We start from the raw sequence: 13,423 nt of genomic DNA, 5'->3' as shown, positions 1-13,423 counted from the left end.
ACCCAGGCTGCAAAATCATCCTGGGCGAACGCATCACGCCAGACCGCTTGTCTTCGCGCGAACTCGGCCGTCAGCAGCTGGTCCAGAAGCGGGTGAACGGCCTCCAGGTCGCCCTCGACCGCGCGCCGGACGTAGGACATGTTGTGCCTCCATAGATAAGCGGTGGTGGGACTCCCAGCGCTCACAGACCGGACCGCCACTCCGCGAGGCGTTGCCGGTGATGGTCGTAGTCTCGTGCCAGCGCCCGTATGCTGCCCCGGATGGTAACCGGCCGGCCGCCGAGGCGTATCCCGGTATCGGCTCCCCAGGCGGCGGCCTCGAGCCCTGTCAGGTATTGTTCCAGCCCTCGAAATGACGCCTCCAGTTCGCTGAGTAGCGTGGCACGGTCTCGCGCGGCGTATCGATCGACCGATGCCGCGTTGACGTGCCGATAATCGTGTTCCCGATCGTTGAGATACGTCGGCGCCTTTCCCGCGCGCATGAGCTCGCAGCCCTCAAGCATGCACACGTTCCAGCCGATCAGGTGCGCGACAACGTCCCGCGGTGTCCAATTGACGATCTTTGTAAGCCACAAATCGTGGGGAATCGCCTCAACGTATTGCACGAATTGTCGAATGCTCGTGCGCAATTCTTCGACCGGGTCGATTGCACGTTCTGGAGAATCCGTCACGGTGTCACCGTCGTCACATCCGACTTTACCCGTCCGCGCCGGATGCCGCCTGCCACCATTGCAATAACTCCGCCTCCCGTTCGGCCGGCAACCCGGCTCGGCGCGCGAGGCCCTCGGGCCGCGTCCGATCCCACGCCAGAACGTCACGGATCGTATCCGCCAGCGGTCGCAGGTGCAATCCGGCCGCCACCGCCTTGGTCGAATCGAGACCGGCAAGATCGTGTCGTCCCCGGGGCACCCAAAGCGGGAGCTCGGTCCACGGCTTGACGCCGTGCCCGAGCAAGAACGCCTCGCTCGCCCATACGAACGACGCCTCCCGCCCGCCGCCGGCGGCGCGGCACGTCTCGAGAACGTCGCCAAACGTCAGGCCAACCCTGCCGCCAACGTTGAAGGTCCCCGTCAGGCGTGCTTCGATGCCGGCGACGATCCACCGGGCGGCGTCCCGCGCGTCGATGAAGGGAATGACCTTCCGTTCGGGCGGCGCGGGGGCCAGTACGGCTCCGCCGCGGGCGATGCGCGCCGGCCAGTAGGTGAAACGATCGGTCGGATCAAGCGGCCCCGCGACGAGGCTCAGTCGCACGAGGAGGTTCCGGCCCGGCATCGCGTCCTCGACCACCCGCTCACAGAGGACCTTCAGGCCGCCGTACGCCTTCGGATCATCGGTATCTTCTCGTGCCGGATCATCGATCTCCAGAAGCGGGGAGGTCTCGTGAAGAGGCGTCTCCGGCCCGGCGTGCGCATAGACACTGGCCGTCGAGATGAACGTGTAATGGCCGACAGCGCCGGCGAGTAGTTCCGCCGATGCCCGGACAATGCGCGGCACGTAGCCTGAAGTGTCGATGACCGCGTGCCAGTGGCGACCGGCCAGCGCCTTTAGATCACCGTCTCGGTTCCCCCTGAGGGGCTCGACATCAAGGGGCGGGTTGGGGTCCGAGTGGCCGCGGTTGAACAGCGAGACTTCGTGCCCGCGATTCAAAGCGGCCTCCGCAATGTGCCGGCCGACGAACCGCGTGCCGCCGAGGATGAGGATGTTCACGGCGCTCCGTCCGCCTCAACGGTCCCGCTCGCCGGCGAAATAGTCCTCGTCGAGCATCCCGTAGATCACGGTGTCGTACCACCGTCCGGCCCAGAAGAGCTTCTTCCGAGCCAGCCCTTCCCGCTTGTAGCCGGCGTGCTCGAGTGCGCGCTGACTGAGATGATGGCTCGTGCGAGGAGCAGTTCCGATCCGTCGGGCGTCTCGATGAGCAGCGCGTGGGCGTCCGCGTCACGGACGACGGCCTGCGGGATCTCGTGCCCATCGCGACACCGCACGTGGACCGGGGTCTTGCCCGCGATCAGGGGACCGTAGAAAGCGTCTTCCAGGTCGGCGCTCGCGCTCGCGGTCCCGATCATCGCAAGCCTCCGGGCGAGCCCGGACGTCTGCTTGCGGTGCTGCATCTCTGCGGCGACCGCATCGGTAATATAGGCGAGCACCGGTTCATGCTCAGGCCGCAGGCTACGGGCCTCAAGCGACAAGATGAAGTCGGCCACTCGACGAACCATGTCGTGGAGGTTAGGTATGTCCGCCATAGGCACTTCCACAACGCGGGCGGACCCGGCGGAAGCGCCGACTAAGCTCGGGCCGTCATCGTCTCCAACTCCGCCAATTTGCGGTCAAGGTCACGCATCCGACGCTTGTACTCGAGTTCTGCGAGCACGGCGTCGCGCAGGTACGTCAAAACTGTGTCTTCTACGGCATGGTCCGTTCGCTGCTCCGCCTGCCAGATCAGCTCCGTCAGCTGGCGTACCAGTTCCTTCAGTTCCATGCGCTTCCCCCCCAGACGGGTATCTTGTGCCAACGAAGAATCGCGCGAGGCTCCTCGATGGTGCATCTCGTAACTGTAGTTCACCGTTCTCCCCACGGGCCGCGGTCTCCTGGCTCATAATGAAATGTTAATCATGGTCTCGCGCGGGAGCAGATTCGAGTGCCCGCCACCGCCCCACGCAGGGTGCGATTGCCGAGCCGGGAGTAGGAGAACGGATCGCGGGGCAGGTATCAAGAGCCGTAATGAACGGAAACTGGTTCGCGAGGGCGCCGTCCCACGATCGTAGAGGGGAAGCGCAACACGGACACGTAGGTCCCCCTGGCGGCCCCGTTTCTCGCTCAGGTAGGAGGTTGGGCATGCGGAAACGGTCGTTCTTTCGACGCGTTCTAATGGTGCCTCTTGCGCTCGTTGCGCTGGGGCTTGTCGGACTGTGGGTGTTCGGGACACTGGCCACGGACATCTCCGCGGGGGAGATTGGAGTGTCGCAATTCCTGCGTGACCTGTCCATCGCGACGATAATCATCGGAGCGCTCGGGCTCCTGGTCGTGCTTCACGGAGAGTATCTGAAAGGGTTGAACGACGAGGCACTCGCGGCGCAGTCTGTTTCTGGAATGAGAGAATTCGCGTCGCGGGTGGCCACAAACCAAGCCTACCGGGGATACGGGGTGATCGAGCAAGTCTACTCGGACGTCGTTCCCCTCATTTCGAAAGTCTACCGGGAGGACGTTAGAGAAACGACCGAAATGAACGAACTGTTGCCGGACCAGGTGATGCAGCGCATGCACCTCCCCTCGGGTCAAATCACGAGTGCTCGGCCCGTAACAGTCTCAACCACCCAGACGACCTTCTCGTTCGTCGCGCCGTTCGCTGATGGTGAAATCGTCGAAAATCATGAGTGGGTTTCGGTGCTACGAAAGATCCCCGGCCTGCCGGTAGACCTGTATGTCAAGCTGCGGGTTCGGCAAGACGACGGGACGTGGAAGAACGTTGCACTTGCCGTCGCGGAAGGGGCCGACGACAAGATCCAATTCCGGGCGGTAATCCCAATTCGGTTTCGCGGGCAGACCCGAGTCGAGCTCTGGGGCGAAGAATACGACAATGGCCCCATTCGCTATCGAACCATGAAGATGTCACATTTGACACGCGGTTTGGATTTGACGGTGGTCAGCAAAACGCCCATGAATCTCGATGCGGAAGTCTATGGGCTGCTCACAGGCGGCGCCCCCAACTTTCAGAAGACGTCCACCTCGATAGGTGTCCGGTATGATGGGTGGCTACTGCCGAACGACGGGTACGTAGTCTACGGAGCGCCCAAAGAAGACGCAAGTCACGATCAACAACAGTCTCCCGGGTAAGGTGTCGATACCGGTGCCATTACGGTTTCCGGCCGTTCAGAACGCCTGAGAGTCGTCTCCAAGCAGCCCTGCGGGATGAGGCGTGCCCCGCTAGAATGACACCGCGCGCCGGGCGAGCGGGCGACGACCCGTAATGGCGTCGCGCGCACTCCGTTGAGCAGAAGTCGTCTCCCTGCTCGACGGCCAGCGAGGGTTTAGGCTTGCCACAAGCCTTGCACTGTTCCACGACCGTTCCTCTACCCTGGTGCACGCGCGAGAAGAAAAAGGGGGGTTGCTGCTTCCCCCCTCGTTGTCTGTCTCAGCACGCGCTTGTTATGGTTCAGTTTAGCTCACGGGACGGACTTTGCTGGCCTGGGGGCCCTTCTGTCCTTGTGTTGCCTCGTACTCTACCTTCTGGCCTTCGTTCAGTGACTTGTACCCCTCGCCCTCAATCCCGCTGAAATGAACGAACAGATCCTTGCCGCCGTCGTCCGGGGTGATAAAGCCGTAGCCCTTTTCGGAGTTGAACCACTTTACCGTTCCAAGCGCCATAAAATCCCACCCTTATCCCCATACTACCAACCGACTTTGCAGTCTGCTGATGCCAATCAAGTATGACACGCTCCCCGCTTCAATGCAACAAGATGGTTTGGCACGCCACCGAGCGCGCGTGTACAATGGAGGGGAAAGCAGGTGATGCATGGTGCGCAGCAGCGTTCGCGCAAAGGCCGACTTACCGTGGCCGGTGACCGGAACATACATGTGCGATAAGTGCCATAGCAATCAAATCGGCAAGGCCGGCGTCATTGCAGCGCGATGCACCGCGCCGCGCGCACACAAGACGGGACCGTGCAACTGCGCCTACTTCGTCCTGGTCGAGGCACCCGACCATGGTGATGCAGAATAGGTGATTATCCTCGGAAATCTCTACCGCGTGTTGTAGCCACAATGGTTGGATCGTAGCGGCGTACGACCGGAGCGCGCGCTGCACGTCGGCACCGAACGCGTCGCGCACCGCACTTTCCAGATCGATAGTCCCCACGACGGCCACGCCCTGCTCGTCGAAGATGGGAACGATGCGCAACGTGAAAATCCGCGTCGGCAGGAAAATCACTCACCTCGCCAGGATACGCGCAGAGGCACCGTTACGGGGGATTGAAATGTCATTCGCCCACGTCCGGGGTCCGGCTCTGGCCGGAGTCGTGGCGCCGATTTTGTTCTGGAGCGTGCTGACCTTCTTGGGCCGGGCGCAGGTCGGCTACAACGCCTTTCGCTCGGATATCAGCCTGCTCGCCCTGGGCGCCAATGGCTGGGTCCAAACGGCGAATTTTATTGTGTTCGGCATCCTGATCGTCGCGTTTCAAAGAGGGCTCCAGCGTACCATAGCACCAGGCAAGATCTGGGGGGCGATCGACGTCCTTGCCATAGCCTGCGGCCTCGGGTTGGTGTCGATCGCGGTGTTTCCCACGGATCCCATCGGGACATGGACGCTGCGGGGCGCAGTCCACCTGGGCGTGGTCGCGGCACTTGCCGTCCTGCTGCCGTTGAGTTGCCTCGCCACGGCGGCTCAGGTGCGGCGTGATCGCGCCTGGCGTGGATATGCCGCCTTCAGTGTGCTCATCGGCATATTGACAGGCACGCTAGCCGTGATGCTCGTGCTGGTGTGGAGCGGACTGTGGGGCGCGTCGCATCCGTGGCTGGGGCTTTCCGAGCGAATCACCTTCGGACTTCCGTGTGCCTGGATGGAGATCATCGCGATTCGTCTGTTGAGGCTGTGATAGGACGTCCGCCGCCCGGGTACGCGCCGCCGGCGAGCGCGGCGTCCGACGGAGGGGTTAGACATTCAGTTTCTTGAGCGTGCCGGTCACCACGTAAGTCACGCGCTCCGCGATGTTCGTGACGCGGTCCCCCATGCACTCAACCGTCTGCACTCCTCCCATCAAAGGTGTCCACCCGGCGTTCCCATTTTCAGGGCGGCCGCCGTGTAGATCGTCGTTCGACAGATCTTACGGAACTGATACCGGGCCAACGGAAAGGCGGTTCTCGTCGGCGACCGGGCTGCTAGGCGAGGGCGCTTCCGGCCCTGTGACAATTGGCTGACTCACTGACGGGCGTTGGGAGACCACGTGGAACTTTCCCAATGCAAGTTCTTCCATCGCGACGAGGACGGGATTACGGGTACCGGTCTCAATTGCCGGTATGTCCCCTCTGATTAATTGCTCAGCCCGAGCGGCCACCGCGTTCACGGTTTCGAACCGCCCACCGATCCTGGCTAGAAGTGCCTCAATGGGTTTCTGCCGCATCATGTTTCCTCCCCTGTTCCCTCGTCTGGTTGTTGCTCCAGCCTGTCAGCCGAGGGGATGACGAGAACCTGCGGCAACAAATCCAAACTATCCCAGGGGCCGCGTCTATTGTACCATCTGTAGCCCGGACTCCCACGTTGGCGATGATCGAGGCATCTCTCTTGTGCTGTTCGGTAGGAGGCCTCTACCGAATGTGGGGAACCGCGGCGGAAAGTTCAATGAGACTCAACCAGCCGCACTTCCATGGGGCCTCCTAGCCACCTTCAGCGACCTGGATGGAAACAATTTCTCGCTACTCCAGCCGCCGGCAAAGTAAGCGCAATCGTGTGGGATCGCCAGAAGGCGTTTCCTATTTTTTGCGGACTTTAGGCCGAATCCCGCGAGCATCTGCCGGTGTTTTTCCCTTCGGCCCAGCACGATTGTAAGCCACCGCAGCACGGATGATATTTTTCAGGGCGCGCTCATTAATTCTGTCACCCTCGTGGAAATCAATCGCTCGCCATCGATTGCCTTCAAGGGCGGCGTTGAAGAGCTTGTCCGGATCTGGAAGGCTTGCGCCCTGAGAAAAGGTCAGTTTGACCTTATCCTTGAGAACGGTGGCCACGGAGATGAGTCCATCGTGAGACCAACACGGACTGCCCATCCATTTCCATTCCTCGATTATCTCGGGGTCAGCATCATGAATGATTTTGCGAAGTTTGGCAAGCATTTTGCCGCGCCAGTCCGTAAGGTCTGCGATTTGCTTGTCAATAAGTTCGGATGGGTTCATTCGTCTACCACTTCCTTATCCACATTATAGCTGTTGCCTAAGCCTATTGCCTAAGGCTATTGCCGAAGGGCTAAGGGCTCCGCTCAGATTTTGGGCGAAGACGTGCGCAGGCGGTCTGTCGCTTTGACACGCCCCTTCCGATTTTCGATTGCCGGGCTTTCCTCTCCACTGGAACAGATGGAACAGAGCATGGCGTTCAACGGCCGCCGGAGCCCATCCCTTGATTTCATAGGCTCTCGCCGGTGCCGGGTCCAATCCGGTCCAAAAACGAACGAACGTCCGTCCGGAGGGTCGCAGAAACGTTGAAAAATATGGCGCGCCCGGAGGGATTTGAACCCCCGACCTACGGATTCGTAGTCCGGCGCTCTATCCGCTGAGCTACGGGCGCGCGTCACCGGCGTTCATTGTCAGCCCCGGCACCACATAGTGTACCGGACATCGGAGACTCGTTCAAGCCGCGCCGGCGGACCTGCCGCCGGTAACGATGTCATTGAAGCCGTCGCGGAACACCGCCACCGGCAGCAGCCCGCTCACGATGAACTGCCCGGCGTCGACGATCTCCGAAATTTTCAAGTCTACGCAGAGGCTCGCCAGCATGTAGGCGTCTTCGGCCGAAAGCCCTTGCGTCTCCGACAAGTGTGCGAGCATCGCCCGCACGGCATCTTGCGCCGCCTTGTGCAAATCGGGCCCAACGCCCGTCGTCCCGTACCATCCGCCATGATTCACCCGCGGCACAAGCGGTCCGGGATTCGCAAACTGCGGCGCGGGAATCGTCCGGCCCTTCTGGAGCGTGAGCCGCAGCGTCGCGTACATCGGCGCCTCAATGCCCGTGACACAAACCTCGCCGTCGCCCTGCGCGGCGTGCGCATCGCCGCAACTGAACAAGGCCCCGTCGACCTGCACGGGCAGGTAGAGCGTGGCGCCGCGGGTGAGTTGGCGCGTGTCCATATTGCCGCCGAACGTACCCGGCGGCACGGCCTGTTCGCGTGCGCCGGCCGGGCACACACCCATCGTCCCGAAGAACGGCTCGATCGGAATGGCGATGTCGCGCCGGAGGTAGGCCGCGTCGCCGCCCGTGAGGTCGAAGATCCGCAGCGCCGGCTCTTTGAAATCGTCGGCCAGGAGCCCGAAGCCCGGGATGATGGCCGTCCAACCCCACCCCTCGGTGTGCATGTCCAGGATCTCGATCGCCAGGGTGTCGCCGGGACGCGCGTCCGTCACGTACACCGGCCCTGCCAGCGGATAGACGCGGTTCCAATTCAGGGACGCGAGGACGGCGGCGGTCGATGCCGGCGTGATCTGGTTGTCACTCACGTCACGGGCATGGACGACCAGCACATCCCCGCTGCTCGCGTTGACCACCGGCTCGTGCCGGACGTCCCAAGTGAAGTGCACCCGATCTTGCGGAAGGTAGTGCGTCGTCACGGGGAGGCCTCCCTTGGCAGGGCCATGGCCGAGACCACTAAGTTCCGCGCGCCGGTGGGTCCTCCTCCAAACGGTGGCGGGCCGGCTCTAATTTCATGGTTGGCCCACCACTCACATCATCCGGGTCGACACCGCGAGGGGCGGCGTTGGGGGCTCACCGGGAGCGAACGTCGAGTGCGTCACGCAGCGCGTCCCCGATGAAGAACACCGCGACCACGGTCAGAGTCACGACGAGGCCGGGGGCGATCACCAGCACCGGATTGCTCGTCATGTAGTTCTCGGCCTGGGTCATCAGATTGCCCCACGTCGGGATCCCGGGCGGCAGCCCGAACCCGAGAAAGTCGAGCGCGGCCTCTGCCAGCATCGCGCCCGCCACGGCGAACGCCGCCTGGACCAGAACGGGCCCCATCGCGTTCGGCAGAATGTGCCGGAAGATGATGCGCGGCGTTGCCGCCCCCGTCGCGCGGGCTTCCTCCACGAACTCCCGCGACCGGAGCGAGAGGTACTCGGCGCGCACGATCCGCGCGAGGCCGGTCCACCCGAAGAGGCCCAGGTACCCCACCATCATCACGACGGGCGCCCGGCCCCCGGTCCAGTTGAGCAGTATTAATAGAAGGAAGATCGCCGGGAAGCTCAGCACCAAATCGACGAGGCGCATGACCGCGGTATCCGTCCATCCGCCCGCGTAGCCCGCGATCGACCCGAGCGTGACGCCGATCACCGTTCCGACCAGCATGGCGGTCGTCCCGACGAGCAAGCTGACCCGCCCTCCGTAGAGCAGACGCGCGAACTCGTCCCGCCCGAGGTCATCCGTCCCGAGGAGATGGGTCCGGCTTGGCGGGGCAAGGCTGTGATCCGGATCGAGGGCCGTCGGATCGTACCGCGTCAGCAGCGGGGCCAGCACGACGCCGGCGACGACCGCGGCCAGGACGGCGACGCCGGCGAGCGCCATGCGATGCCGGCGGAATCGAGCCCAGGCCAGCGCCCACAATCCGCCGGCGCGCGGCCGGACCGCGCTCCCCGGCCCGCCCGGGGGAGCCGCCACCGCGGACGGGCTACTCAAACCGGATCCGGGGATCGAGCACGGCGTAGGTGAGATCGGCGAGCAGGTTGCCGGCAATAAGCAACGCGGAGCTGATCATCAACCCGGCCATCTGCAGCGGGTAGTCGCGGTTGCTGAGCGCCGACAGAAACAAGCGTCCCATGCCCGGCCACCCGAAGATCGATTCCGTCACCACGGCGCCGCTGAACAGGGCGGGCAGGTCGAGTCCCATCAGCGTGACGATCGGGATGAGTGAGTTGCGCAGCACGTGCCGCCGCAACACCCGGCGGCCGGAGAGCCCTTTGGCATGCGCCGTCCGCACGTAGTCCTGGTTCAACGTATCAAGGAGGCTGCTGCGGAGATAGCGGCTCCAACTGGCGATGGCCCCCAGACCGAGGACCAGCGCCGGCATGACAAGGTGCCGGGCGAGGTCGGTGGAGGACGTGATCCCGATCTCGTGCATGCCGGCGACGGGCAGCAGGCGGAGCTGCACCCCCAACAACAACTGCAGCATCAGCCCGAACCAAAACGTCGGCATCGCCCAGGCGAAGAACGAGCCGAACGACAGCAGATTGTCGCCCCATCGATACTTGTGCGTCGCCGCGTACAGGCCCATCGGGAACGACAGCCCGATCGCGAGCGCGAATGCCGCAAGCATGAGCGTGAGTGTCGCCGGCAGACGCTCGGCAATCATGGCGAGGACCGGCCGGCCCGTGTAGTAGGAATAGCCCCAATGGCCCTGCACCAGGCCGCCGAGCCAGGCCGCGTACCGCGCGTACCAGGGCCGGTCGAGGCCCAGCTGATGCCGCAGCACTTCGATCTTGTCCGGCGTGACCTGGGGGTTGTGCAGGTAGACGGCGAGCGGGCCGCCGGGCGCCGCGTTCATGATGGCGTAGCTGACGAACGAGACCGCGATGAGGAGCACCACCGCCTGGGCGGCCCGGCGGGCGACGTAGGACGACACTAACCCGTCACCGGGCGGGACGGGCACGGCGGCCGGCGTTCGGCGCGGCGGCTAACGCGTGCTCCACTCCTCGGGCGGCGTTTCGCCGAACGTCGAGACATCATAGCCGTGAACGTCGGCGGCCACCACGTTGTTGTTGACGAACCAGAAGAGAAAGATGATCGGCACGTCCCGGTGCTCGAGCGCCTGGATTCGGTCGTAGACCGCGCGTCGCTTCGCGTCATCGACCGTGCGGTCGGCCTCCTCGAGCAGGCGGTCCATCTCCGGGTTGCCGTACCGCTCGGCGTTCTCGCCTGGCGCGTTTGCGTCCTTGGGGATGTAGGACGAGTGCCAGTTGATCTTGTTCTCCGGAAACACGCCCTGGCCCCAGCTGTAGATCAGCGCGGCGTCCCGGCCGTTCCACTGGGGACCGTTCTGGCCGAAAAGCGCCGCGGCGCTCACGGCGCGGGTGTCCGTGGCGACGCCGAGCGCTCGCCAGGACTGGGCGATCAGTTCCATCATCTGCGCGTCGGTCTGCCGCGCCGAGATCGTCCATAGCGGGATCTCGAGCCGGCGGCCGTCCTTCACCAGCACCCCGCCGGCCCCCGGCGCAAAGCCGGCCGCGCGCAGCAGGGCCCGCGCCGCGGCGAGATCATAGGGCCGCGGCGTGAGCGCCTTGTTGGCCCACGGACCGTTCGGCACCATGTCGCTCACCGCCGGTTCGGCCTGGCCCTTCATGATGTTCTTGACGATCGACGCCTTGGGGGTCGCGAAATCGAGCGCCCGGCGGACCGCGGCATCCCGCAGAAATCCGTACTCGTCCAGCTGAATCAGCTGGTAGACCGGCGCGAGATACCGCCTGATGGCCACGCCAGGGGTCCGGCGCACCTCGTCCAGCCGCGCCGGCGGCACACCGACGAGCAGGCTGAGATCGCCCGCCTTGAAGAGGTTCACCTGCGTGTTCTGATCCGGCACGATGCGGACGACGATGCGCCGCAGCTTGGGCTTCGGCCCCCAGTACGAGGGATTCGCCGTCAGCGTCACGTGATCGTCGGTCACGAACTCCGTGACGGTGAACGGGCCGGTGCCGATCGGCCTTTGATTGAAGGACGCCCTGTTGATCCCGTCGGCGGAGAGCGGGCCGAGCACGTGCTCGGGAACGATGGGCGCGCCCATCACCTGGTCCTTGAAGGGCGCATAGGCTTCCTTGAGATGGTAGACGACCGTCGTCGGGCTCGGCGTATCGATCGCCGCGATCTTATCGAAGCCGGTCGCGTAGGTGACGTGCACGTCCTTGTCGGTCGCCAGACGCCACGTGTACTTCACGTCGGCGGATATCAGCGGCCGTCCGTCGGACCAGCGCACCCCCGGGCGGAGGGTGAAGGTCCACGCCCGTCCGTCGGGGCTGACGGTGTACGAGACCGCCAGCGCGGGCTTCCATTTCCCCGTCCAATCGACCGTATACAAACTGTCGAAGACGTACCGGTACACACTGCCGGAGGCGAGCAGGCTGTGCAGATACGGATTCAAGTTGTCGGGATTCTCCGTCACGACGGTGACAAAGGTCCCGGCCGGCACTGCGGCCCCCGCCGCGCCGGCCGGGACGAGCGCGAGCACCGCGCAGAGGACTGCCAGCAACCATGACCTGCGCATACGATCTCCTCCGGCGCCGCGCGTGCACTCGCGTTCGGGCTCTGCCGTGTGTCATTCCCAATTCTAGGGTGGGCCGGTCCATGGGGCAACGGGCGGCCGCGCACGTCATGGTGTGCCGTACGTCGGTACGGCCGGTCCTTCCGTCTCTTGCGGGGGGTCCCCCTGGAGGGTACGATAAGGGGCACCGGAGGGGTGGCCGAGCGGTCCAAGGCAACGGTTTGCTAAACCGTGACCTCTTAACCGGGGTCCGTGGGTTCGAATCCCACCCCCTCCGCCAGTACCGAACGGACGTCACCGAACACCATCTCACCGAATCCTACATTTGCCTGGTCTTCTGCGTTCGCGCGGACACCTGTTCCCCCCGCGTCCTGACGCGTTGTCGCGGCAGCCCACGTCACACCCACGTCACAGCCGGTCGGCCATACTAGATCATCGATCCATTCTACGGGCGTCCGTTTGATGGTTTCGAAGAGATGCCAGTACTGCCGGAGTGTGAATCCAGGATCCTTGTGCCCCATCTGCTTCGCGATATAGAGGGGGTTCTTGCCCGCCGCGATCAAGAGGCTCGCGCACTGGTGCCGGAGATCCTGCCAGCGGATCGGCCGCGCGATGCCCGCCGCCACCTGTGCCTTCTTCCACTGGCGTTTCACCCAGCGCCCGGCGTTCAATGGCTACGCCCCGTCGGGCGAGAAAATCAACCCCTCGTGATCGGTGGCTTGGAGGATCTTCCGAACCAGCGGAGTCATGTCGACATCGCGGACGCCGGCGCGGCTCTTCGGCATGCGCAGTTTGCGCTTCTGGAGCTGGCACGTCACATGAATGACGTTCCGCCGGTAGTCGATGCCCTCGGTGCGAAGAGCGATCAGCTCGCCCCATCGGAGCCCGCCTGCCAGCGCGCCACGATCGCCATGCGGGCTACCTTGACGGGAAGTCGGTCCACCGCATCGCGGAACTGCTCGGGCTCGAGGACGCGTTTTTGCTTCGTTCTTGAGCGTCTTGGGCGTGAGGGGCTTCTCCGCGCTCCTCAGGTGCGCTACGAATGCCCGCAGGTCGGCGCGCGTGATCGTTGCGAGCGGCCATGTGCCGAAGTACGGCAAAATGTGATTCTGAAGGTTCGCCTCGTAGGAACGGCGCGTCTCGGGCGCGAGCGGCGGCGCCACTTCGGCGCCTCCAATGCCGATCAACGAACGCCTGGAGCGTCATCGCGCGGCCTCGGTGTCGAAGCCCGAACTTCCCGGCCTGAATGTCCGCCTGCCACTGACGAAGCGCCAGCACCGCGAGGCGGTAGTTCAGGCCGGCCGGCTCGCGGTGGCGCCGGCCCCGGAGGTCGGTGTAGTCGATCCAGTAGGCCGACCCGCGCTTGTAGACTCCACGCTCGCGACGCGTCATCCGCGGCCTCCAGCACGAGTCTTGCACGACTGCAAAAACGCCTCAACATCTTCCGACCGGAATCGGACGGTCTTGTCCGTGATACGGATC

General features: G+C 64.1%; 15 protein-coding genes and 2 tRNA genes. 3 read left to right on the top strand and 14 right to left on the bottom strand.

Annotation, left to right across the window (positions count from 1 at the left end):
• Positions 1-181: 181 nt before the first annotated feature.
• From VGZ23_00085 to VGZ23_00070, 4 genes are all read right to left on the bottom strand, one after another.
• On the bottom strand, positions 182-670 hold the full coding sequence (locus VGZ23_00085; GenBank protein ID HEV2356010.1) for a maleylpyruvate isomerase N-terminal domain-containing protein: 489 nt from the start codon (positions 668-670) through the stop codon (positions 182-184).
• A gap of 25 nt (positions 671-695) precedes the next feature.
• Positions 696-1,706, bottom strand: a complete 1,011-nt coding sequence (locus VGZ23_00080; protein HEV2356009.1) for an NAD-dependent epimerase/dehydratase family protein — start codon at positions 1,704-1,706, stop codon at positions 696-698.
• Positions 1,707-1,771: 65 nt separating this feature from the next.
• On the bottom strand, positions 1,772-2,239 hold the full coding sequence (locus VGZ23_00075) for a hypothetical protein (GenBank protein HEV2356008.1): 468 nt from the start codon (positions 2,237-2,239) through the stop codon (positions 1,772-1,774).
• 41 nt (positions 2,240-2,280) lie between these two features.
• Positions 2,281-2,475, bottom strand: a complete 195-nt coding sequence (locus VGZ23_00070; GenBank protein ID HEV2356007.1) for a hypothetical protein — start codon at positions 2,473-2,475, stop codon at positions 2,281-2,283.
• A 356-nt stretch (positions 2,476-2,831) separates the two neighbouring features.
• On the opposite strand from VGZ23_00070, the gene VGZ23_00065 reads away from it, so the two are divergent.
• Complete coding sequence (locus VGZ23_00065; protein HEV2356006.1) at positions 2,832-3,830, top strand: hypothetical protein; 999 nt, start codon at positions 2,832-2,834, stop codon at positions 3,828-3,830.
• A 324-nt stretch (positions 3,831-4,154) separates the two neighbouring features.
• On the opposite strand, the gene VGZ23_00060 is transcribed toward VGZ23_00065, so the two are convergent.
• A complete protein-coding gene (locus tag VGZ23_00060) occupies positions 4,155-4,361 on the bottom strand; it encodes a cold-shock protein (protein ID HEV2356005.1) in 207 nt (68 codons plus the stop codon).
• A 181-nt stretch (positions 4,362-4,542) separates the two neighbouring features.
• Positions 4,543-4,923 carry a hypothetical protein gene (locus VGZ23_00055; protein HEV2356004.1) on the bottom strand — a complete coding sequence of 127 codons (381 nt, stop codon included), beginning with the start codon at positions 4,921-4,923 and terminating at the stop codon, positions 4,543-4,545.
• A 46-nt stretch (positions 4,924-4,969) separates the two neighbouring features.
• On the opposite strand from VGZ23_00055, the gene VGZ23_00050 reads away from it, so the two are divergent.
• Positions 4,970-5,587, top strand: coding sequence for a DUF998 domain-containing protein (locus VGZ23_00050; GenBank protein ID HEV2356003.1), 618 nt, complete (start codon positions 4,970-4,972; stop codon positions 5,585-5,587).
• A gap of 874 nt (positions 5,588-6,461) precedes the next feature.
• Here VGZ23_00050 and VGZ23_00045 read toward each other — a convergent pair.
• From VGZ23_00045 to VGZ23_00020, 6 genes are all read right to left on the bottom strand, one after another.
• A complete protein-coding gene (locus VGZ23_00045) occupies positions 6,462-6,881 on the bottom strand; it encodes a DUF1801 domain-containing protein (protein ID HEV2356002.1) in 420 nt (139 codons plus the stop codon).
• A 312-nt stretch (positions 6,882-7,193) separates the two neighbouring features.
• Positions 7,194-7,269: transfer RNA gene (locus VGZ23_00040), tRNA-Arg, on the bottom strand.
• Between the two features lie 62 nt (positions 7,270-7,331).
• A complete protein-coding gene (locus VGZ23_00035; protein ID HEV2356001.1) occupies positions 7,332-8,306 on the bottom strand; it encodes an acetamidase/formamidase family protein in 975 nt (324 codons plus the stop codon).
• A 154-nt stretch (positions 8,307-8,460) separates the two neighbouring features.
• Complete coding sequence (locus VGZ23_00030; protein HEV2356000.1) at positions 8,461-9,351, bottom strand: ABC transporter permease; 891 nt, start codon at positions 9,349-9,351, stop codon at positions 8,461-8,463.
• Between the two features lie 10 nt (positions 9,352-9,361).
• The gene (locus VGZ23_00025) at positions 9,362-10,312 is read right to left on the bottom strand and encodes an ABC transporter permease (protein HEV2355999.1); all 951 of its coding nucleotides are present in this window, start codon (positions 10,310-10,312) and stop codon (positions 9,362-9,364) included.
• A gap of 51 nt (positions 10,313-10,363) precedes the next feature.
• The gene (locus VGZ23_00020) at positions 10,364-11,944 is read right to left on the bottom strand and encodes a peptide ABC transporter substrate-binding protein (GenBank protein ID HEV2355998.1); all 1,581 of its coding nucleotides are present in this window, start codon (positions 11,942-11,944) and stop codon (positions 10,364-10,366) included.
• 186 nt (positions 11,945-12,130) lie between these two features.
• On the opposite strand from VGZ23_00020, the gene VGZ23_00015 reads away from it, so the two are divergent.
• A tRNA-Ser gene (locus VGZ23_00015) sits at positions 12,131-12,221 on the top strand.
• Here VGZ23_00015 and VGZ23_00010 read toward each other — a convergent pair.
• Positions 12,181-12,594 (bottom strand): tyrosine-type recombinase/integrase, encoded by a 414-nt coding sequence (locus VGZ23_00010; protein HEV2355997.1) that lies wholly within the window; start codon positions 12,592-12,594, stop codon positions 12,181-12,183. The genes VGZ23_00015 and VGZ23_00010 overlap by 41 nt on opposite strands.
• 21 nt (positions 12,595-12,615) lie before the next feature.
• Positions 12,616-13,104 (bottom strand): site-specific integrase, encoded by a 489-nt coding sequence (locus tag VGZ23_00005; protein HEV2355996.1) that lies wholly within the window; start codon positions 13,102-13,104, stop codon positions 12,616-12,618.
• Between the last annotated feature and the right edge of the window lie 319 nt (positions 13,105-13,423).

This window comes from bacterium (assembly GCA_035945995.1).
GTDB lineage: Bacteria > Sysuimicrobiota > Sysuimicrobiia > Sysuimicrobiales > Segetimicrobiaceae > DASSJF01.
Note: the sequence above shows the minus strand (reverse complement) of the source record. Positions and strands in the feature narration are given on the sequence as shown.